Consider the following 23636-nt stretch of genomic DNA (forward strand, 5'->3'; position numbering starts at 1 on the left):
ATGATCCTATCTTGTATCGTAGAATTATCAAACTCAATGTAGATTATTATAAAAAGCATGTTATTGGCGGTCGCAGATGGAATCCAGATAATTATTTAGTTTTATAAAAAAAATTAATTTTTAGGTTTAAATCATGACAGAAAATAAAGATAATCAAAATGAAGAAATTAAAAAGGACGTGAAGAGTAATTCTAAAAATAAAAAATCTAAATTAAGCTTAATTAGTCTTGTAGATGAGAATAACTCACTACATATGGGTATGCTTGCATATAATAAATTAACTTCTCAATTTGAGGAAGAAAAAAAATTATTAAACTCTTTTCAAGAAGATAAGATTATGCCAAGTATTACTTTATCAGAATTTAGAAAAAAATTAATCCAATATAAAAATAAGGAGATATAAAAATATGGTAACTTATGAAGCATTGAAAAATAGACCACGAATTGTTGTTAATGACAATACTAATTATCTTTCACTTGATGGTGTTGGTGCAGAGATACCTGTTTTCATAGTAGGCAGTAATCATGAAGTAGAGAATATTAGTATTGAAAGTTACACTAATAGTCAATCTGTAATTAAATCATTAGGTCCTGACTCACCTGATGTGAAAATTATCACTGACTTCTTTGAGGAGGCTAAAGTTAATGCTACTGGACAGTTAGGTGTTGAAAAAGTATATGTTATTGATATTGGTAATAAAAATGTTACTGCAGACACATTTGTTCAAGCATTAGAAGTTAGTGAAAGAGCAAAAGATGCTACAATGATTGTATTGAATAAACCTTTAACTGTTACTGTTAATACTACACTTGATTCTTCAACCAATAAAGAAACAACAACTATAACTGATGGGGATAATATGAGTCTTGTAGCACAAGTTTCAGCACATATTAAAAAACTTCGTTCAAAAGGTCAACCAAGAATAGGTTATTTCCCTGCAGGATCCATTGAAACTACTGAAGATTATGATGATAAAATTCTTACTCATTTAACCCATGAAAACACTTATATTGACGATAATATTGTTTTTATAGAAAATCGTTTTTATGGTAAAGTTCTTGCAAAAATAGCTACTACTCCTTATTTTGTTGAACCGGGTCGTGATGCATTCCGTAGTTTAAATGAATATAGTTATGTTAATGATTCTTCTGAGGGTACTATTGTAAGACAATTAACTTTTCCAAAAAGAAGTGATGAAGAGTCAACTGCACTCATGAAATCAGGTGTCCTTTTCTGTGAATCTGATCCATATCGTGTTAATGATAATGGTGAACCTTTACAAGTAATATGTATTGGTGTATCTACTGGTTTTGCTCGTTCTGATGAAGAAAAAACAACTGCATGTCTTCTTCATGCATTAAGGAATAATAATCATCAAATTAGGGAAGTAATGAAAATTCTTGGAACACAATTAAAAGAGAATGAAACAATTGATGCAATAACAAAATTTAAACTTGCAGTAGATACTTATCTTGAATCTGAAGTAAAAGCAGATCATATTCAACCTGAGTATACATGTAATATTTATGAATCTGATGAAGATCCATATAACCTAGTTATTAATCTTGGAATTGCAGGTATTAATGCAACTTACCTTATTGAATATAATAATGAAATTCTTAAACCTCAAATAATTATTACTGAAGGAGAATAAGATATTTATGACTCAAACTATTGAAGATGAAAAAATTTACGATCTTGCAGAAATTCTTTTTAATTATGGTGGACAACAAGTACGACTTGTTTCTTCTGGTGGAGTTACTGTAACATATAAGATTGATACTGATGATATTACTGATCTTTCTAGTTATTATCGTGTTGGAACAACTACTAAGAAAATTACAATTGAATTAGAAATTAAAGATGTTATTAACATTACTAAAGTAAGAAATCTTATTGCAAAAGCAGTTGTTGATAAATCCGCACAAATTAGTATTGGTGTATACAACAAAGTTCCGGGTCAAACTCCAATGATTGAAGATACTTTCTTTGATATTGCTCCTAGTGAAATGAAAGTTGAGAAGAAGAATGGTAATAAATGTGATATTAAATGTAGTGCTGGTTATTCAACTATATTTAATGTTAATGATATTTAAATAAAAAAAGGATTATTCATTATAGAATATCCTTTTAATTTTTTTTTATAAAATCAACTTTTATATATATGGGAGAGGATTAATATAACAAATTCAGAATTACAGAAAAGACAAAAGGAATTTGAAAAGGATTATGCTCAATCTGAACTATTTAAAGATAAAGTAGCACAATTAAATCCAAATAAATTAACAAAAAAAGAAAATAAAATTCGTAACAAGATTCTTGATGGTAAACACATTTCAAACGAGGAATTCCAAACTATTTTTATATATATCTCTGATTATGATCAGGCGGAATCAAAACTCAAACCTGAAGTTGTTGTTAAAGCTAAGAAAACTGAAAGAAAAATATTGCAGACAGAACAAGAATTGATAGATTTTCTTAATGCTGATTCATTAACATTTAAATTCGCTCCAACAAATATTAAAGGTGAACAGATTGAATTAACTATAAAAGCACATCCAATTGATGATTCAACAATAATTAAAACAATTGAAGAACATGAGTCATTATTTAAAGATTATACTGCTGATCAATTTGAAGTAATTAATAAAAATGCTCGTGGTGAACAACTTACTCGTGCAGAACAACAAATTCTTAATGATATTACTTCTGAATTAGCTGGCACTGAAGATAGTTATGAATCAAGATTTAAATCTATTAAAGAATTTATCGCATCTACTTGTACAATAATATTTCCAAATGGTGATGAAATACCTTTATCATTAGAATATCTTGATAAATTCAGATTTAACAATGTTGTTTCATTGTATATTAAACTTCAACATGATTTGGGTATTTCTGAAGATTCAAATCAAGAATTATTTCCGGCTGGTTAATAGTATTATTGGGGAAACTTATTTTCGTGTTAGTAAACATTTAAATTGTTTACCAAGTGAGGTTATTCGTAATAAATTTAATCCAGATTATCGGTTCCTTATATTAAGGTATCATCTTGAGATTCAACATGAAATTGAAGAAGCAGAAAAAATTAAAGAACAAAATTTAAGGTGAATCATTTATGGCATCATTTCAAGATATAATTCTTACAATAACTGGTAGGGATGAAACAAGTCCTGCATTGGGTAATGTTAGAAATAATATACAGAAAATGGGTTCTAGTTTTCGTTCTGCTGTAAATGAAATTAGTTCTAATTTTGGTGATTTAAATACTGCAGTAACTGGAGCATTTTCTGCCATCACTGGAAAAAGTATTTATGATGAAGTTTTTGGTACAACTAATAAAGCTGAAACTAACAAAGTGCTTATTAATAACATGACTTCAACAAAATCTGCTGCTGAGAGTCTTTATTCTACTGTTGATAATGTTACAAATAATAGTCTTACAAGTATGCAGGAATTGATTCCTGCTTTGAATCAATTGAAAGCTGCAACTGGTGCAAATGATCAAGAAATACAGAATGTTGCTGAAGGTGTAGCAAATTTTGGTGCATATGTACAAGCTATGACTGGTTCCACAGAACTGGCACAAACAGCAATGGGTGATTTGAGTAAAGGTGCTAAAGGTGCATTTGCAAGTTTAGATCAGTATGGAGTTACAGAGGATTCTCTTAAACGTACTGGTCTTTGGAGTGGTAATGAAAAAGATATTGAAGGTTATATTGCTGCAGTTACAAAAGTTATTGGTTCAACAGATGCTTTGATGAATACAAATGCAGGTCTTGATGCACAAATAAATAAAGCTTTTAGTCGTGGTGGAAAACAAATTGGAAACTTCTTTTTACCATACATTGAACAAGCAAAGAGAGGTTTTCTTGGATTAGATAATGCTACTGATGGTTGGATAACAAAACTTGTAATGATTGGTGGGGGAACATTATCTGGTCTTCAGATGGCACTCACTACAATTGGACAAGTAGCGAATGGTCTTAAAAGTATAATGGATGCTGTAGATTTTGTGAAAAATGCTATTCATGGGGTTGAACAAGTAACTGAAAGTGAAGCACAAATCGCTACGTTAAATGCAAAAGCTGCAGCATATGAAGAAGTCGCAGCTGCAGCTACACATGCGGCAGAAGCTGAAAAAATGGAAGCAATGTCTGCAGTAGATTTCCCTGGAGGGATTCATAAAAAATCTACCACTAAAGTCACTGGAAAAGATATTAATGCTGCTGCTTCACATGCTGGTGCAGGTATTAATCCAAATGCAATGGGTGCTTTTACTGAGGATATGGAGAAAGTTGCTGTTGAATCAACAACTTTAACTACTGTTGGTGAAGAGGCAGCAGTTGGTGCTGCTGGTGCTGAAACTGCTTCATTAAGTCTTTCAGCATTAAGTGCAAGTATTAGTTCAATGCTTGTTCCATTACTTTCTTTATCTGCAGTAATTGCAATTATGATACCTGTTGCTGCAGGACTTGTAGCAGAAGCATTAATATTTATTAAAGGTATACAAATCCTTTTTGATAAACTTGATTTTGGAGGAATTGATTTAACAAGTGGTATTAATGGTTTAAAACAAGTAGGTTCTGCATTATGGGCTCTTGCAGGAGCTCTTGCAGGAATGGCATTAACATTTGTATTAAGTTGGGTTAATGCACTACTTGATCCACTTGGGTTAGGTATGATGCAACTTGCATCATCAATAAATAAAATTAAACAAGCTATACCTAGGATTAATAGTTTTTCAAGTTCTGAAAATATCAACAAACAAGCTATTGAAAAACTAAAAGCAGTATGTGAAGGATTAAAATCAGTTAGTGAAGCAGTTAAATCATTATCTTCAACTAGCGGGACAATATCATGGGAAAATTTCCTCCAATACTTCAGAGGGGGAATGCTTGAAAATCTTCAAAAAGCAAAAGGTAAAATTATAGCCGCTGTACCTATCATTAATAGTTTTTCCAGTATGCCTCAAACAGATAAACAAGCTTCACAAAAATTAAAAGATGCATCTGAAGGATTAAAATCTGCAAGTGAAGCAGTTAAATCTTTATCACAAATAAGTAGTGATATACATTGGGATATAGTTTTTCAAGCATTAAATGGAGGTATAATTGAGAATCTTCAAAAAGCAAGAGATAAATTATATATGGCTGCAAAAGTGTTAGCAACATTCAAAGATATGCCCAATATAGCTACTGGTACCGGAAACAAAATTCAAAGGGTTACTTGGACAATTAATAATGTTTCTAATGCTATGAAAAGTTTGAAATCACCAAATATACAAGTTGATTCTGGAATAACTTCAAATATCACACTTGCAGTTAATGTTGTTCGCCAAGTGGCTACTCATCTTCGTTCATTAGTAAATATTTCTGCAATTCCTACTGGTACTGGTAATAAAATACAGAGGATTGCTTGGTCTGCAAATAGTGTATCAAATGCTATTCGTGCATTTAAAGCTATGCCTAATGTTGATTCTAATTATGTTAATAAAGTTAAAAAAGCAGTTACTGCAATTCGTTCAGCTGCAACAGAATTAAGAAAATTATCATCTGTAAATGTAGGGAATATCAGTAAAGCAACAAATGGTATTAAAAATGCTTTAGGACAAATTACAAGTACTCTTTCAACTATGAAAAATACAGTTTACTCTCCTTCTGTTGGAATAGGTCAACAAATTGTAAATGGTATTAATAATGGATTAAAGACTTTGCCTTCAACAATGAGTGGACAAGTATTACAAGCATGTACTACTGCAGCTTCTTCTGGTTGGACAGGAGGTTCAAGAATAGGAGATTCAACAACACGCGGATTTAAATCAACCTTGAAATTTGCGAATGCAGTAAGTGCTGAAATGGATTATGCAATACAAGCAATTAATAATAAAAAATCAGCACTTGTAGCCGCAGCAACTCAAGCTGCAAGTGAAGCTGCAGATGCATTTAAAAATAAAGGTTTACAACAACAATCACCAGGAACTATGGCTCGTGCTTCTGGACAAGAAATGATATTCGCTGCCCAAATGTTAAGAGATAAAAGTACAGGTTTAATTGGCGCAGCGACTAATGCTGGAAAAACTGCAAGTAAAGGATTTAAACCAAATTTTGGTATAAATATGGGTACTATTAATTCTTTACAACAACAAACTGCTTCTTCTCCAAGTAATCTTAAAAGTAAAACTCAAGGAAATGTAATATATAATATTCATATTGGTAAACAAGAATTCCCATTATCTAATCTTACTACTGAACAATGTAAACAAGTTGTTAACCTTGCAGTTAAAGGTGGTTCAACTATATCTCAAAACTAGTAAAAAGAATATTAAAAATATTATGATTTAAAAGGAGAATGTTTTTTGTGAAAGTATATAAGAAAAATCTTAAAAGTAAAATAAGTGAAAGCTTATGCATTAATGGTAATTATTTTTTCACAGAAAGTATTGATGTAGAAGAAGGATATGGTAGAAGAGAAATTAAAGAAACTCCAATCGCTGGAGGAAAATATATTCATCTTGAAAAAGGACAATATATTCCAAGAAAATTCACCTTCAATACACACATTAGTTATCCTCCAAGTAAAGTTGCACAATATAATGAAGAGTTCCATTCTATTCAAAATCAAATCTGTGAAATAGTAAGTGCAGAATTTGGCGTGTTTAAAGGATATGTACAAATAGTTCCAAAATATTCTTATGCCGGTGCATGTGAACTACAAATTAAAGTTACTGAAGTTACTGATGAAATCCCAACACCGGCATATGTTTCCCCAATTGATACTCAAAAAGCAGATGAAAATGCTCGTAAAAATGTAGGTGCTGATGCAGTATCAAATAAATCAACTAAGAAAAAAGATTCTGATAAAAAGAATACTGATTCTAAAACTACTAAGAAAAACACAAAATCAAAAAAATAATAAAAAAAGGAGTCATACAATGTGGCTTGATGATCAATTAATAGAAAATAAACTTCATGGAGAAGAAAAAAAGAAAGTTTCATATACTCTATGTCCTCCTAATTTTTCAGAGACAATTATAAAAATACGTGTTTTTCTTCCTGAAATATATAGAGTTGGTTCTGCAGACACATTGCAATTTAATCTTGCTGGCGAATTAAGTGATGAATCAGAGGATAATGAAGATACTTCAAGCAATTCAGATTCAACAACTACTAACAATAAAGATACTACCGGTGCAAATTCCACTAGTGCAGATAGTTCTGTATCAAATATTGATAGTACCTCAACAGATTCAAATGCTATTGATGAAGATACTGATTCAAGTACTGATTCAAAAGATTATCATGCAATTAAATTATCAAAAATAAGTCCTGAAGAAGAATTAAAGAAAAGAGGTAATCGTAATCTTTGGGGGGATAATGAAAAACAAGAGTCTGAAGATGATTCAGATAATACTGATGATAAAGATAATACTAAAAAAGATGAAGACAATTCTAATAATGAATCAGATGAAGAGGTACCTATTTACAATGTAACCTCTGACTCAGATATATTAACTATGAATGACCCGAAAAGAATAATTGATTTTGATAATGAAATTATAGATCTCTCTTTTGACAAAGGTTATGAAGAAGCAAACGGAACTGCAACATTCCATGTTCCCTATAATCAAACAAATAATATTAACCTAAAAAGAGGAGCAAGAATTATAATCCAAGAAGGATACAAATACCCAAACAATAAAGAAGATATAAAAATGGTCTTCAGCGGATATATTGATGAAGTATCTACAAATGAAAGTAAAATTGAAGTGAAATGTAAAGATCTTGGAGAATTATTAAACACACAAATAGAAGTAGAATACAGTCAACAAACAAGACAAGAAATTATGGAAGACATAATTGAAAATAAGATTGGTCTTAAAGCAGATATTGATTTCTTTGAATTGTACAATGATGTTATTGATTTTTCAACAGTATCTGATAATAAAGATGATGATAATGGAGGTTTTGATGGCACTGTAAGTGCAGATGTAAAAAAAGCAGCAAAACAAATATGTAATTCAAGCAAAGGTAAAAAAGCATTGAAAAAAATCTTCAATTGGGTTTCAACACATGTATCCTATGAAAATTATTCAAATACACGAAATACAGTATCTGAAACATTAAAAGGTAAATCTGCAAATTGTTGTGATGAAGCTCAGCTCTGTTGTGCTCTTGCAAATGCTGTCGGTATAAAAACAAGATATATTAAAGGCACTGCAGCATTTCTTGATGGAACTTATGCTCATGTTTGGGCTCAATATTATGTTGGAGGTTCGTGGTTTACTATGGATACGGTAAGTAATTGTACTACTCACAAATTAACAAGCAAAGGTTGGGGAAGTTGTGCTGGAAGAGTAATATCACAAACGGTTGTTGGTGCTACATTAGGTTTCTAAAAAAATGTTGAATGGGGTAAAAATATGGGTAAACGAGATAAATATGGTCGTAGTGCAGATAAAAAGACAATTATGGCTATTGGAAAACCTACTGCTCCTGGTGAGACTGAAGTAGCTGCAAAACTTGGAGCAACTTTTTGTAAATCAGTATTTAAAAATGAATGTCCGCATTGTCATAAACCTGCTTTGGCATGGGGATACAAATATACTGATCTTCTGGGTGAAGGTAGTGATGGTTCTGGTGAAGGACATATATATTGTGTACCTCGACTAGGAGGCTGTGACGCAGACTATGGATGTATCACAGGGCATGAACATCTTTATAATAATGTTTATCTTACTAAAATAAGTGGACCTGTAAAATCTTCTGAGGCAGAAGCTTTGAAACTTCAAGGTGGAGAAATGCAAGATGATGGGGAATCGACTGATGATTCTGATTCTGGTTCTAGTGGAGCTAAATCTGCATGGGATTGTCTTAAAGAAGTGGCTGGAAAGAATAATGATGATATAATGATATATTGTTTTGGGGATACTGTATATGTTAGACGTACTCCTGATAAAACATACTGTCATTTAAGTGCAAAAGAAAATTATAATCTTATTGAAGACTCTGTTACTGTTAATGAAGCAAATCCATTGATGAGTAATACAATTGAAGTAGTTTATGGTGCAAATAAAACAAAAAGAGACAAATTAGTTGTATCGTTACCTATACTTGTAAAAAGGTACGGTGAAATAAAAGAAACCATGGACGTTGGAAATGTAAATAGGGACGAAGCAAAGGCATATGCTACAACATACCTTTCAAAATTATTACGTGATGATGGTTTTAATATTGAATGTAGTGTAATTGGACATCCTGAATTTGCACCTGGAAGATGGTGTAATTTTCAATACAACAAGTATGATCTTGAAGATACTTATTTTATTAAAAAAATCTCACAATCAATGAGTGCAACAGAAGCGAATAAATGTGATCTTACACTATGCACATATAGTCCAAATCTCACTACTGATACAAAAAATGAATATGGAATACTTGTTGAAGAACAACAATCAGAATCTGATAATGATAATGAAGATGATTCTACTAATGATGAAACAAATGATGATTGAACAATAAGGAGATGTTATTGTTATGGTTAATGCGATGGATCAAACATTTACAGATGCAGAATTTAAACAAAATATCAGAAAATTTGTGGGTGTTGAAACAGGTGATGCTAATACACTATCACTTGATAAACAAGATCTTAAAATATTGGTGGGAGAAATTAAAAGATATTATCTTTGTGAGGATATTGTATATGTAAATCTTCGTGATAAAAAATCTACATGGAAGTGTTATATTTCTCATATTGTTCATCATGATGCTAATATAAATTATATCCCTCAAGGTGTACATAAGATAGATGAAAATGGTTTGGATTATCTGGTGCCAGATAATAAAATTATGGGTCTTGTATGTGCAATAAATGGAGATTATAATAGTTATGGGGCTATTTTATTAGGATATTTAGGTTTTGATGACTCGGATTATCCTTTAAATCCTCGAGAAAATACATTTAAAATACAGGTGGGATCAAAAGATAATAATTATCGTTTAAAAATCTCTAGTAATGGTCTTGATATAAAAAATGAAAAAGGTACTGTAATATCTGTTAATGATTACAATCTTTCATTAAAAACAGAGAAATTATTGATAAATGATAAAGAATATAATTTTAAAAGTATTGTTAAAGATTTAAATTATTGTAAAGATTCTATTTTAAGATTAAATAAAAAATTAGAAGGAAAATCAGAAAATATTAAAAATATTATTGATGATTTAAATTATTGTAAAAATTCTATTTTGAATGTTTATACAAAATCTGAAATTGACAGTAAATTGTCACAACAAGCTGATAAAAAACATATGCATAGTGATGAAGACATTGAAGTAACTACTAACAATTATGGCTCGAACATTACTCAAAAAACATTTAACAGCTATTTATCTTATGACATGCTACAAGTAAAAGCTAAATTTGATGATTATTATACAAAGTCTGAAACTTATAATCAATCAGAAATTGACAGTAAAATATTAGAATCAGGTTCTTTTGACTCAACACTTTATTATACTAAAACTGAGATTGATGAGGATATTATTAATGAAATTAATAAGATTAAAAAAGTTGCCTATATTCAGTTAAGAACCCCCTTGGTGGTACATAATGGGGTATTTGAGGTTTATATTACTGATTATGCAGGTAACCCTATAACTGGTGCAACCGTTAAAGATAAGGTAGAATGGGGGAGTTCTTCAACCTCAAATGTTACTCTAGTTGATAAGGGTAGCGGGGTATATCAGAAATCTGGGTTCTTACCAACACGTAGTAATATAATGGTTAAGAATACTATAACTTTCACTCATAGCAATTATAATTCCCGCACTGTTTATTTCCAGATATATTTAACATAAAAATTAGAGGTGAATTTCATATGACTATTACAAATAATGAGAATGAAGAAAACTTTGAAAAAAGTTTAAATCATGATATAAATATGGTTTTTGATTATGATAAAAATAGATGGGATTGGAATATTAAAGGTGAAAATTTAGATATTGCAATTGGTATAAAAAGTTTATTTGCTGGCTGTGTCAGTAAACTTTTAACTGGTTACCATGAATGCAAGTATAATCCCACGTATAACAATTATGGTAATCGCACATATGAACTTATTAAACAGAATAAGAATAATCTTACTTCAAAAAGGATTGAAGAATATAGTCGTAGACAGTTACAGGAAATGAATCGTGTTAAAACAATTAATTATCTTAAAGTTTATGAAATAAGTGATGATCCATATAGCTATCAAGTTGATTATCAGATTGTTGCAATAAATGATGAGGTTGTGAACGGTAATGTGATTCTGAAAACTTGAATAAAAAAACTCTTTTTTTTTAATATTATAATAAATTATTGTCTTTTTTTTGTAATGGGAGGATTAATTTTGATTAATCAATCTAAAATTGAAGAAATAGCTAGTCTTAATTTTCGTGGAAAAACATATAATACTGCTTTTATGGAAACAATGGAAATGTTGTTTGATGAAGGAATAATTTCTAATAATGAAGATTTTAAGGATATTGTTGCTGGTAATAAGGATATTGAATCTGAGTTAGTAATGCTTATGAGTGTTATATGTGAATTTTTGTGGGATAAAGATACAGGTTGTGTTAGTTTACTTCGTGATAATTATGAGTCAACTATCCTTGATAAAGCACAGGGTATTGATTTGGAGATTATTGCTGATTATTTTGGTATATATCGTATTCCTGCAACTTATAGTGCTGTTGATGTAACTTTTGAATTTGGTAGTCCTTTACCAAATACTGTTATTATCCCAAAAGATGTTAGAGTTGCAACTAGTAATAGTGCGGATTGTATTGTGTATAAAACGCAAGAGGCAGTTACTATTCCTGCGGGTGCTACTGAATATGTTATTAATTGTGTTTCTATGACTCCAGGTTATGCTGGTCGTGTTGGTGCTGGTGAGATTAGTGTTATTATTGATTCTTTGAATCTTGGTGTTAATACTACTGTTTATAATATGAATGCTAGTAGTGGGGGTGTTCCTCGTGAGTCTGATGATGAGTTACGTACTCGTATAAGAAATTGGGCATATAATATTCCGAGAACAACTAGTTCTGCATATAGTAGTTATCTTCGTAGTTTGAATGGGATTAAAGGTGCGAGATTAATTCCAAAATGGAATGGTAATGGTACTTTAAAGATTGTTGTTGCTCCTGGTGATGATTATCTTATTCGTCGTATTCAAGAGGATGTTGAATCTGATATTTGTAGTGTTGATGATGATGTTACTGTTGTTCCTGCAAAGAATATTAGTGTGGATATTAGTGTTGTAATTAATACTGATATTGATTTAGAAATTCCCTTGTCTTCTCAAGCAAAAAGCACTATTGAGGATAGAGTATACGATGCTATCTGTATATTTATTGATGGTGGTTACTTACGTGATGGTACACTTTATAATGGATTGGGTATTGGTGAAGATTTTATCCCATTTCAATGTAGTGATTTTATTAAAACCCAGGTTCCTGAATTGAAAAATATTACTTTTACTTCTCCTGGGCAATCTGTATATGTTGATAATGAAGGCAGTTTTGGGGATAATGTTAAAGGTAAAAGTTATGCTGTTATTGATAGTGAAATTATCAATATTGATGATACTGAAATTGCTGATATTGGTAATATAACTGTGAAAGTTGAATAAAAATGTTTTTAAGGTTTTTTTGATATTATGGATGAAATAACTAAAAATAATTTACCTTATCGTGTAAGTTTGCATAATAATATTTATATGTATCATTATAATTATGAATCAGATAATGAGAGTATACTTATAAAATTAACTGCAAATAATCTAGAAAAACTTAAAGAGAAAGTATTAAATTTAAAACTTCCAATGGAGAATATTATACAATTTAATGATAAATACAAATATAATTACAATATGATTAATAATGATATAGTTAATGTGAGTTTTACTGCAGATACATTATATGAAATTAAAAATAAAATAAATGAATTTAAACTTGTATGGTATACTGTAGAAGAGTATAATTTTCTTGATAAAATTATGGAACTAGAATATCCTATATTATGGCAGTATTATCTAGATAAATTTCCTCGTTTTCTTAATAAATATGAAGATAGTAATTTTAGCAAAGTAAATCGTCCTATTTTTTATCAATTGTTCAGTTTTCGTAATGCTTGTTGGATACAATCTTTGAATAGAGATCTTAATCGTCCAATAAAAATTTGGAGAGAACAAAATAAAGGTTTTCTTTATACTTATCATGTGATTGTAAATCTTCCCTACATTAAAACAGTACAGTATACTAGATTGGATGAAAATGATAATATTTTAGAACAATTTCAATGGGATTGGGACAATCCAGATAAAACTAGTTATTTTGATAGCAGTATGTTTGCTGATAATGAAATAAGTTTTCAATACAATTCTAAAACTTTAATTCCTACTGATAAGGTGATTGTGGCTGTTTGTACTTTTGATGAACATTATCTTATTAAAGGTTTTCCAGAGAATGATACTGTAAATTATGATTTTAAAAGTAAACTTCCGATTCCTAATCTTTATGATCATGATCTTGCTCTTGATGAACTTGGAGATATTTTGAATGTTAAAAGATTAAAATTTAAACAACCTCCAGAAGAAGGTAATCTCCAGGAATATTATCAGAAAACTTACCCTCAATTTGAGGATAGTTTAACTGAATCGGATTACTGGTATGAACAAAGAATCAGAAAATATATTGAAAAGTATCCTAATTCGAATAACCAGTGGAGTAGTCTTGTACCTCTTGAAGTATGGAAATATTATCAAATTCCTAGTCAATTATATAATAAAAAAAGACAATTGTTACATATGATTTGTAATAAATCAGATAATTATCTATCTATCAGTATACATAGTAGTGTTGAAACTGTTAGAAACAATGATGTTGTCATATTTACAGGGCATGTCGTTGATTCAAATGGTAAACCTGTAGAAAATGTTAATGTAAAATTAATGGAATTAATAAATAATGATTGGGTTCAACAAGATGAAAATTTTTCAAATAAAAATGGATATACTCAATTTAAATATAAACCCTCTGGAATTGGCAAGCACCAATATAGACTTACATCATCTGAAAATAATAGTGGGACATTAAATGTTGAAGTTTTACCCTATTTAAAAAATCCTACATTATCTTTATCAACAAATGTTTCTCCAACAACAATTGAAGAAAATAATAATATTACTTGGGAAGAATATGTGATAAAACCATATTCTGGGGATTCTGATATTGAAAACAGACAATTGCAAATAACTGCAAAATTAACAGAAAATTCTACAGCCATAAGAGATGCTCCTCTTACATTATTTGTTGACGGTAAAGAAAAAGAGACTTTAAAAACGGATAGTAATGGAGAAGCCGTATTTAAGTACAGTAATCATAATCCTACAAAAATAATATTATTGCAAATTAAATATTTTGGCGGAGAGGAATATGGTTCTTGTATTAGTAATCCATTGTATGTTCATATACAATCAGAGTAAAATATTGGGGGAATAATACATTATGGCAAAGATTAGAGAAAATAATACTAATTATGTTAAAATTTGTAAACCGAAATGTAATTCTAATTCAAGGGTTGCTAAAATGAAAACAGATAATGTATTTTCTGAGGCAACAACAGAATTAAAAGCAGATATTAATGATATTCCTTCTAATATTCGTTTAACTAAAAAGGATGACATTATTTCAGTTACTCGTCAAGCATTTAATATATGCAGAAATCTTATTTTTTACTGGGAAAATATGGGTTTACAAAATATAAATACAATCCCTTTCAGTGAATTAAATAATCAGTTTCATATACATTCAAATATTGATAGTAAATTCATCTTTTCTTCTAATATAAAATCAATGTATGTTAAAACATTAAATCTATTAAATTATAAAGAAAATGAAATTTTAACATCATTTAATTATAAAATAGAAGAAACTGGAGACTATTTATTATATTTGCAAGTTTTAACTGTTGATTATAATTATAATGAAACTGCAACAATTACAATAAATGATAAATCTTATACTATTTCTTCTGAATATATTGAATCTATTAATAATAAGCAGTATATTACTGAATTATATGTATCATTACATTTAGAGGCTAATCAAGAATTAGTAATGAAAACTAATAATAGTGAAGTTACATCTGTATGTTTAACTCGAGAACATTCTCATAATGCAGAGGTATACAAAATAACTAATGAAACATATGTTTCTGATAAAAGATTAACGGATTATGAAAAAATTAATGAAGAAGATCTTACAGATTATCTTGGATTTCTTCCTGAAAGTTACGCTATTGAATTATAAAAAAAATTTTAATAAAAATTTATTTTAAAGGAGACTAATTTTTTTATGAAAATCTATGGATTCTATAAAATACAGAATAAAGAAACTGGAGAAATATATACACAATCAGGTAATATTATTACTAGTCTAGCTATTAATTTTATGTTAAATTGTCTTATAAAAGAAAATAATGAGTTTATCAAAAAAATTAATTTTGGTACTGGTAAAACTACCCCAACTGCCAATGATGTAAAACTTGAGAACAATATTTCATCAAGTATTATTGAATCTTCAAGAATAGAAAATAATATTGTAACATTCAATACTACTTTTACAACTGAGGATGTTAATGGTGCAAATGAAATAGGGGTGTTTACTAATCAAGGAACACTAATTAGTAGAGATATTCTTTCAGATACTCTCAATGTACCATCTGGTTCATATATTACAGTTACGTATAGTTATATTATTGGAACTGGTTCACATATTACAAACTGGGATACTGAAGAATTATTTGACGGTACAATAATATATTCTACTCCTGCAACAACTTTTGAACAATTAGAACAAACATACAAAGGAAAAATTAATGATATTTCTCAAGTAAATAGTAAAGAATTACTAACAACTGAAGGAACATATTATGTTGATACATCAAAAAACATATTGTATGTACATCCTTATGGCAATGAGATAAGTAATATTTACAGTATAAATCAATAATTTACAGTCCTAAATAAAGGAGGTTTCTTTTTTTATGAATAATGATAATTTAGAGGCTATATGGAACAATATTCCAGCTGGCGATTATGGTGACGGTAAAGATGTATCCTGCGAACTTCTTAAAAGAGAAGGGCAAGATATAATGTGGTTATATAAAATGTTTAAGAAACTTGAAAAAGAGGGTCCAGTAATTAGTACAATTAATTTTCCTTATGCTGCTATTGATCTTCAAAAAAGTTTTGGAATACAGCAAGAAGGAAAAAACTGGAAATTATCTGATGAAGTAAGACAATACAAATTTAATGATTTTAGTACTGCAGAAATTACTGATAATACTGCAATTATAGATTATGTTAAAACAACTGCAAAATTAGATTATGTAGAGGGGATATGCACTATCCCCGTAGATGTGCATACGGAGAACAATCTTACGAAATATTCTTGGAAAGATGGAAAAAGTTATAGTCCTTATCTTTTTAGTCATCGTTATGGTGATGTTCATTATGAGGGTTGTAACACTTTTTGGAATGTTAGTTGGAATCTTCATCAGGCTTATGCTCCTCATGTAGAACATCTTCGTAATCCATTGTCTGGTGATGTTCCCGCTACTGCGAGAGCACAAACTTTTGTTATTCCTGCAGGTAAAATAACTAAACCTGGGGGAGGAAGTACATTCAGTAAAGGTGAAACAGTATATCTTAGTGATATTTCATGTCGTATACAATCTCATCCAAATACTGGTTCTCCTCTTTATGTTGAAATAAGAGAATGTGAAGCACAAAAAGCAAATGCAAAAGATAAAAATAAAACATGGTTCCCCAGCGGTAAACTACTTGCAAGAGCAGAATATAGGTATGAGCAGAAGTATACTCAATCTTTACGTACGTTTAAATTTCAACAAAGAATCCCATTAAAAGTGGGTTATGAGTATGCTATTGTATTAAAATCTCCTTTAACTTGTCCAGACAAAAAATATGGCATTGGAGGATGGTCTACAATTTGTCATGATAATCCGTATCGATGGGGTAATGCATTTACAAGTTATAATAATGGAAAAACTTGGCAGATATATGGAAAAGCAGATAAAACATTAACTCATGCTACTGGAAATCGTGCACCTAAAGATTATTTTTTTGAATTAAATATTGAATATCCAAGTTCTAAAGAATATACCATTGGAAAAGATTATTATATTTATTTTAAACCTTTACAATTGAATCCTACTCAAGTACTACAATTATCTACAAGTCAAAAAGAAAATGATGGTACAATTAAATGGGAGGTTTCACATGATTTTAAGCATTGGACTCAGATTGGAGGATCTATAAATGGACAAGACCAAAAATGGACTCATGAATGTGAAGGAAAACAATTTGTTTTTATTCGTGCGATACTTACAAATCCAAGTAATCAAATTACATCTAATTATATCCCCCCAGTTATACAAGAAGTAGAATTCAATATTTTCAGTAAACCTGCAATGAAAGGATATGCCCGTACAAAAGCATTAAATCCACAAGTAGAACCAGCATTAGGTCTTAACCAATGGAATAATATCAATGCTAAAGTAAAACAAGAAATTAATACAAAATACGATGTGGATATTATTTCTAGTGGTGTTGAACGAGAAAGCTTTAGAATAATTGATATTGATGAAATCGCAAATTATGCTTTTTTAATTACTGATGAAAATATTAAAGAGGAAATTAATACTCTACAAAACAATGAAGAATATAAAAAAATCGCAGATATATTTGCAGAACATCCAGAATATGTTAAACTTTACCAAAAAAATAACATTTATATTCTTTGTGATGGATTAATGCCAAAAATCAAATATAAAGATGCAGGTGGAAGTTGGAACCAAAGATATTATATTCCGTTAAAAGGACAACCCGCATATCCAATACTTTCATTACATTGCTTGAATAATCATGTTTATAATTCTACTGATGAGGAATTTAAAAAATATGCATATATCCCATGTCGTCCTGGTGGAGCAGATGGTACTGAAGAGTCATATAATAAATCAAATTTCATTTTATCTAATAATGAAGATACGGGTGATGAAAAAATTAAAGATAGTATTGTTGTAACTGATGATCAAGAATTCACAGAATGGTTAGAATATACAATCCAATACAACCATGATGCCGAGAATCAACCAATATTCTTACATAATATCAAATATCAAACAATTGATGAAACAGAGATTATCATACCTACAACATCAGATTATATTAAATGTACTGATGAACCCTTAAAATTTGAAGATTGTATTATATTTGAAAATATTGAGGTTACAGAAGATGAATATGCATCTGATTATACTGTTGCAAAAGCAGATATTTCCTCTTCATCACAAGAACAAACAACAAATTTTGATATAACAAAATATACTGTTGCAAAACCAGGAATATATGAAATAGAATACAATCCAATAATTGTAAAAAATATTCACAATGAAGAAATGCCATTTTCACTGAATTATAAAACTGAAAGATTTATTATCACTGAAGATACTATATCTGATGATTATAATCAAGCTGAAAACATCCGTAGACACCAGGTAACCGATAAAAATAATTTCATTTTATATATGGATCCTAATTGTATGATTCATCATGTATATCTTCAAGACATTGATAATACAGATGAAGTTGAATTAACAGAAAATATTGATTATACAGTTGATTATACATCAAGAAGAATAACATTAAATGATGATTTAAAAATTGGAGATGAATTACAAATAGAATATATACCTAACATTAGAGATACGGGATTATCTTTAGGTTATAAACTAGAAAGAACCAATATCAACAACAATGCATATATTCTTCCAAATGGATATAGTTATAGAACTTAAAAACTAAAACGGAGGATTAATTTTTTATGGCAGATAAAGATACAATTTCATGGGATTTTATAGTTGAAGATAAAAATAATATGGAATCTATCAGATTAGGATTTAAAAATAATAGTGACACAATTACTGATGTGACTATTATGCCACAATCCGATTTGGATACGATACATGAAACTGTAAATGAAGCAAATAATACTGCAATAGCAGCTAATACTACTGCAGAAACTGCAAGTAATAATGTTACAAATATACAGACAGAACTTGAAGAAAAAATAAAAAATATTGAATCAAATTTACAAGGACAAATTGATATATTAACACAATTCAAAAATAAATGGAGTGTATGGTCAAATATAATTTCAAATACTAATTTTCAGTTAATGAAAAAAGGGGATTTACTTAGACTTAATGTACATATACCTTCTGCAACGTATTCTGCAGGAAAACAAAAAGTAATCTATACGTTTGATACAACAAAATATTCAGGTTACTTGCCTCCAAATATGATTGTTGTTTTGTCTGAATATAATTATATTGTAGTTATATTAAAGAAAAATCAATTAATTGTTGAAAATAGAAGAAGCAGCAACTGGACTGGAGTAGTTAATGTGACATTGTATTATGAAAAATAATTTATTTTATTTACTGGAGCCTAATTATGGATTTTATAAATTTTTTTAAAAAATTAATAAACAAATACATCAACATTTTCAAAAGAAAAGAAAACAAAGATAATGAAGAGGTTAAAAAAGAAGATAAAACTGTCAATAATATATCAACTACAATGATTGGAGCTAACCTTACAAAAACGGTTAGTGAAGTTAAATCCTATAAGTGTTGGGTACAGACCACCGACGGAAAAATAGTGGGAAACACCCATATTGAAATGACAGTTGTAGGGAAAACCTATGTCCGTGATACAGACATTGATGGTGTAGCAGAATTACCAATCCGATTGAATAAGGGAGATTACGAGATACACTCCGTATTCAAGGGTGTAGATGGCTTCAAACCATGTGAGATTACTAATTATATCCATGTAGACTCTGATAAGGTTGAGGAAAAGAAGACTGAAATAGCTACCAAGACTGAAACCAAGAAAGAGGACACAACCAAGAAAACCACTACAACCACCAAGACTGCAAGTAAACCTAAAACAGTAACATACAAACCAAATTCACAGGGAGAATTTTGGAATCCAAGGTATTTATCAAATGGTGAGGAAAAGCAGTCAACAAATTATTATTGCGCGGAAGTTTCAATTATGCAATGTTTCTATGAACTTTTTGCTATTGATCTCTCACAAAGACATATTGCAGATATAGCTGGAACAACAACAGTTGGTACTGGACATCAAGGAATTAATCGTGCATTAGAAATACTTCAAAAAGAACATAATGTAAAATTATCTTATTCTTGGAAAAATTTTAGTCAAGTGGGCTGGGATAAACTTGCACAATACTGCCGTGACCCAAATGTAGCAGTTATTATTCATGGGGGATGGGCAGAACTTGGAACATGGAATTTTGAGGCAGGACATTATTATACAATGGCAATGTTGAATCCAAGTAAAAAATATGGATATGAAATTTATAGTTTAAGAGGTGCAAGTCTTCAAAAAAGAAGTTTCGATTATCTTCGTGCCTCAATGAATTACATTTCCCAACCATCTATTTGTGTAATTACTAAAAATTAAACTTTCACTTTTTTTATTGTAGGGAAATTACATCTGATTTTTTTTATAGTTATTTTCCACCAAATTTTATTTTTTTATGTTAATTTATTTTCAGAAGGCATGATATTATAACTAATTTTATTGAATTGTTTGAAAACATAATATTTAAATTGAAAGAAATCATACAAAATTGGTCATTCGATGTACATAAAACAGATAAAATAGATGATTCTCTTCCAAAAGTGGAAAAAAAGGAAGAAGAAAAACCATTAGAAAGCATTGATAAAGAAGAGAAAGAAGTAAAATTTACTTTAAACACAAAAGACTTATTAATGACTTTTAAAGACGGAACAACCTTTAATGCACAATTATCTGAGAATGGAAAACCAGTCGAAGGTGAAAAATTAGTGTTCAATATATGTAATAAGGATTATAATAGGAAAACTGACGAGAAAGGTACTGCAAAATTAACAATCAACCTTAACCCTAATCAGTATGTAATAACAACAACTAGTAAAGGTATTACTAACACTAATACAATTATAGTAAAGGAAAGACCAAATACAAAACATAACCTAAAAGGAATATTTGTCCGTGCAAGCGATACTGGAAAACTTTCATTCACTGAACTTCAACAGAAAAAATATAATCATATTTTCCTTTCACATATCATCTTTGACACCAGTGGTGAAGAATACGTGAAAAAATTTGCAAAAAAATGTAAGATCATAGGAGCAAAATTGATAATCTTCTACACGACCTATTACAATGGGGATAATATGGTTAACCCTATTTCTTCTGAAGCAAACAAGAGAATTGAAAAAATAATAGGAATAGGAAAAAAAGATTATATTGATGGGGTTTGTTTGGATTATAATCGCCATAATAGTAATAATCATAATGATAATATTATGAATCGTATTACATCAAATACTAACAAGGTGGTTAATGCATTGAATGATAAAGAAGTGTATGCAACATGTATGGCGGAACATCCTAATGCTGTGAAAGATTATTACCACCAAGACATCCTAAATTGGAAAGCTATTCCTTTACCTATGCTGTATAATTATAATTATAATTATAATGATACTAAAATGAAATCAGTATATACAGAGTTAAAAAAAGCAAACAGTAATTTAATTCCAATTTTCCAAAATTATCATGGAGATAATAATGTTACAGGTTTATCTCAAGTAGAGTTAAATCATGATATTAAAAATGTTAACTCAGAAAATTATCTTATATTCCGTTATGGCATAGGTACAATTTAAAAATGTATAAAATTTTTGAATTTTTATTTTTTTTAATGCAAAAAATATATACATTTAAAAATAATATTATTTTTCATGAACATTATACCTATAACATTATATTAATGAATAATAAATTTATATATGTGGTTAAAATGAGTTCAAGTTTTTCTCCTAAAATTATTATTAAAGATTTTTTTAAGTATAATAAAAATGAAAAAAAAGATTTAATAATTTTACCAGGTGTAATCTCATTAATATTAATGTTTTTCATTAATATTGATGTAAATTTAATTAATATATTGCTTGTTTCTTTATCTATATTTATAGGTTTTTTATTAAACTTAATGTTGTCATCTTTTAATTTAAAAGATAGTGATGCAAAACCTACTTATTATGGGGGAAAAGATTGGAACATAAATGATTTTCTAGTTGAATATCATGTAACTATCTCTTTTGAAATATTAATTACAATTGTATTGGTAATTTTATTATTATTCTTTTCTTTAACTTATAATTTTATCTCCAATATGATTGGGAATGAAATTTTAAAAATATTAAAATTTATTTTGAATTTTATAATAGTATATTTAATTTCAATATTTTTCATATTAATATTTAGAGTTTTAAAAATGGGACATACTTTAATTAGATATCATATTGAAAATTAATATTTTATTAATCAATATTTTCTCTAAGAATATCATTTGCATATTCTTTACCTTTATTATTAATAGACTCAAAAGTTCTATGTCCATCTTTCCCTTCTTCTAATTCGTCTGTAATATCTCTAGCAGGTACTGCATTTTTTAAATTATTTATGGAAAATGTTCTTTTAGATCCCCTTAATTCTATTTCAAATTTAATATCATCAGTTTTTAAATCATTATTCATTATGTTTAAGTATTCTTCAGATTCATTACACTCATTTTTAATTAACTTTTGTAATTTTTTTGTAAGATGTTTTCTTTTCTCTTTATTAATTTGGAATTTTAATTCCGCATATCCCTCGTCAGGTTCAAATCCATTTAATAAATCTAATTTATCAGTAGGTAATTTATATGATACAAATCTAATTTTTTTAAGAGTTCCTTGATTTATGTAAGTTTCGATTATTTTTTCAGGCATAAATGATTGTAATTCTAATAAAAAATTAGTATAAGTACATTTTTTAACAAATTCTCCAAACCATCCTTCAAAAAGTCCTTTAATTCCATCATTATTTTTATTTTCTAATATTAAAAGTCCTTTTGTTGTATTTGGAGGAATTTCTATGTAAAAATAATAGGGAGATAATACGGATTGATCTTTATTTATTTTAGTTTCTTCCTCGTTATTATGAATATTTTTTACAGGATGTTCAGCACCATAGGTACCATATAAAAATTCTCCATAAAATATATTAGATTTTACGGCAAAACGAGAAATAATAAGAATTTTATTATCTTTAAAATAAGAGGATTTATTTCTTTTATTACTAAAGAAGTTATTTAAAATTTCTTTTATTGTATTAGGAATTTGACCATTTACTAAAGGAAATTCAATTTTATCTAAATTAGTGTATTGTTTTGTTTCTTTATTGATTAATGAAATATAATACGTAGATAAGTTTATTTTCACCATTTTAATACCTAAACTTAATTGATATGACTTTTTTTGTTTACTTTTTATTAATTGAAAATTTCATTAAAAAATTATAAAAATCAGTTTTAATAATACATGTTATTATATAAGAAAAAAAGGGAATAGAACAAAAAGTTATAGTAGTTCCGAGCGG

General features: G+C 28.8%; 20 protein-coding genes. 19 read left to right on the plus strand and 1 reads right to left on the minus strand.

Going from position 1 to position 23636, the window contains the following annotated elements; all coding sequences use genetic code 11:
* Positions 1-133: 133 nt before the first annotated feature.
* The 19 genes from ON24_RS07780 to ON24_RS07870 all read left to right on the plus strand — a co-directional run bounded on the left by ON24_RS07780 (position 134) and on the right by ON24_RS07870 (position 22530).
* Entirely contained in the window at positions 134-403 is a 270-nt protein-coding gene (locus tag ON24_RS07780; RefSeq protein ID WP_040682548.1) for a hypothetical protein, read from the plus strand.
* Positions 404-407: 4 nt separating this feature from the next.
* Positions 408-1655, plus strand: a complete 1248-nt coding sequence (locus ON24_RS07785) for a hypothetical protein (RefSeq protein WP_040682549.1) — start codon at positions 408-410, stop codon at positions 1653-1655.
* Between the two features lie 7 nt (positions 1656-1662).
* Positions 1663-2097 (plus strand): hypothetical protein, encoded by a 435-nt coding sequence (locus ON24_RS07790; protein ID WP_040682550.1) that lies wholly within the window; start codon positions 1663-1665, stop codon positions 2095-2097.
* 351 nt (positions 2098-2448) lie between these two features.
* On the plus strand, positions 2449-2937 hold the full coding sequence (locus ON24_RS07795; protein ID WP_040682551.1) for a hypothetical protein: 489 nt from the start codon (positions 2449-2451) through the stop codon (positions 2935-2937).
* 182 nt (positions 2938-3119) lie between these two features.
* Complete coding sequence (locus tag ON24_RS07800) at positions 3120-6314, plus strand: hypothetical protein (RefSeq protein WP_040682552.1); 3195 nt, start codon at positions 3120-3122, stop codon at positions 6312-6314.
* 47 nt (positions 6315-6361) lie between these two features.
* Positions 6362-6916, plus strand: coding sequence for a hypothetical protein (locus ON24_RS07805; RefSeq protein ID WP_040682553.1), 555 nt, complete (start codon positions 6362-6364; stop codon positions 6914-6916).
* A 19-nt stretch (positions 6917-6935) separates the two neighbouring features.
* Entirely contained in the window at positions 6936-8399 is a 1464-nt protein-coding gene (locus ON24_RS09020) for a transglutaminase-like domain-containing protein (RefSeq protein ID WP_050553606.1), read from the plus strand.
* Positions 8400-8423: 24 nt separating this feature from the next.
* On the plus strand, positions 8424-9515 hold the full coding sequence (locus ON24_RS07815) for an XkdQ/YqbQ family protein (protein WP_040682554.1): 1092 nt from the start codon (positions 8424-8426) through the stop codon (positions 9513-9515).
* 22 nt (positions 9516-9537) lie between these two features.
* On the plus strand, positions 9538-10863 hold the full coding sequence (locus ON24_RS07820) for a hypothetical protein (protein WP_040682555.1): 1326 nt from the start codon (positions 9538-9540) through the stop codon (positions 10861-10863).
* 20 nt (positions 10864-10883) lie between these two features.
* Positions 10884-11327, plus strand: coding sequence for a hypothetical protein (locus tag ON24_RS07825; RefSeq protein ID WP_040682556.1), 444 nt, complete (start codon positions 10884-10886; stop codon positions 11325-11327).
* 69 nt (positions 11328-11396) lie between these two features.
* The gene (locus ON24_RS07830; protein WP_040682557.1) at positions 11397-12680 is read left to right on the plus strand and encodes a baseplate J/gp47 family protein; all 1284 of its coding nucleotides are present in this window, start codon (positions 11397-11399) and stop codon (positions 12678-12680) included.
* A gap of 27 nt (positions 12681-12707) precedes the next feature.
* Positions 12708-14534, plus strand: a complete 1827-nt coding sequence (locus ON24_RS07835; protein ID WP_040682558.1) for an Ig-like domain-containing protein — start codon at positions 12708-12710, stop codon at positions 14532-14534.
* A 22-nt stretch (positions 14535-14556) separates the two neighbouring features.
* Positions 14557-15360, plus strand: coding sequence for a hypothetical protein (locus ON24_RS07840; protein WP_040682559.1), 804 nt, complete (start codon positions 14557-14559; stop codon positions 15358-15360).
* A gap of 45 nt (positions 15361-15405) precedes the next feature.
* The gene (locus ON24_RS07845; RefSeq protein WP_040682560.1) at positions 15406-16062 is read left to right on the plus strand and encodes a hypothetical protein; all 657 of its coding nucleotides are present in this window, start codon (positions 15406-15408) and stop codon (positions 16060-16062) included.
* A gap of 34 nt (positions 16063-16096) precedes the next feature.
* Positions 16097-18931: a hypothetical protein gene (locus ON24_RS07850; protein WP_040682561.1), complete on the plus strand. Its 2835-nt coding sequence runs from the start codon at positions 16097-16099 to the stop codon at positions 18929-18931.
* Positions 18932-19011: 80 nt separating this feature from the next.
* Positions 19012-19563: a hypothetical protein gene (locus ON24_RS07855; RefSeq protein ID WP_152411903.1), complete on the plus strand. Its 552-nt coding sequence runs from the start codon at positions 19012-19014 to the stop codon at positions 19561-19563.
* Between the two features lie 26 nt (positions 19564-19589).
* The gene (locus tag ON24_RS07860) at positions 19590-20627 is read left to right on the plus strand and encodes a hypothetical protein (RefSeq protein ID WP_040682563.1); all 1038 of its coding nucleotides are present in this window, start codon (positions 19590-19592) and stop codon (positions 20625-20627) included.
* A 149-nt stretch (positions 20628-20776) separates the two neighbouring features.
* On the plus strand, positions 20777-21880 hold the full coding sequence (locus ON24_RS09285) for a hypothetical protein (protein ID WP_152411904.1): 1104 nt from the start codon (positions 20777-20779) through the stop codon (positions 21878-21880).
* A 104-nt stretch (positions 21881-21984) separates the two neighbouring features.
* Positions 21985-22530, plus strand: coding sequence for a hypothetical protein (locus ON24_RS07870; protein WP_152411905.1), 546 nt, complete (start codon positions 21985-21987; stop codon positions 22528-22530).
* Between the two features lie 7 nt (positions 22531-22537).
* Here ON24_RS07870 and ON24_RS07875 read toward each other — a convergent pair whose 3' ends face one another.
* Complete coding sequence (locus ON24_RS07875) at positions 22538-23482, minus strand: hypothetical protein (RefSeq protein WP_040682565.1); 945 nt, start codon at positions 23480-23482, stop codon at positions 22538-22540.
* Between the last annotated feature and the right edge of the window lie 154 nt (positions 23483-23636).

The organism is Methanobrevibacter boviskoreani JH1 (assembly GCF_000320505.1).
In the GTDB taxonomy this organism is placed as follows: domain Archaea; phylum Methanobacteriota; class Methanobacteria; order Methanobacteriales; family Methanobacteriaceae; genus Methanarmilla; species Methanarmilla boviskoreani.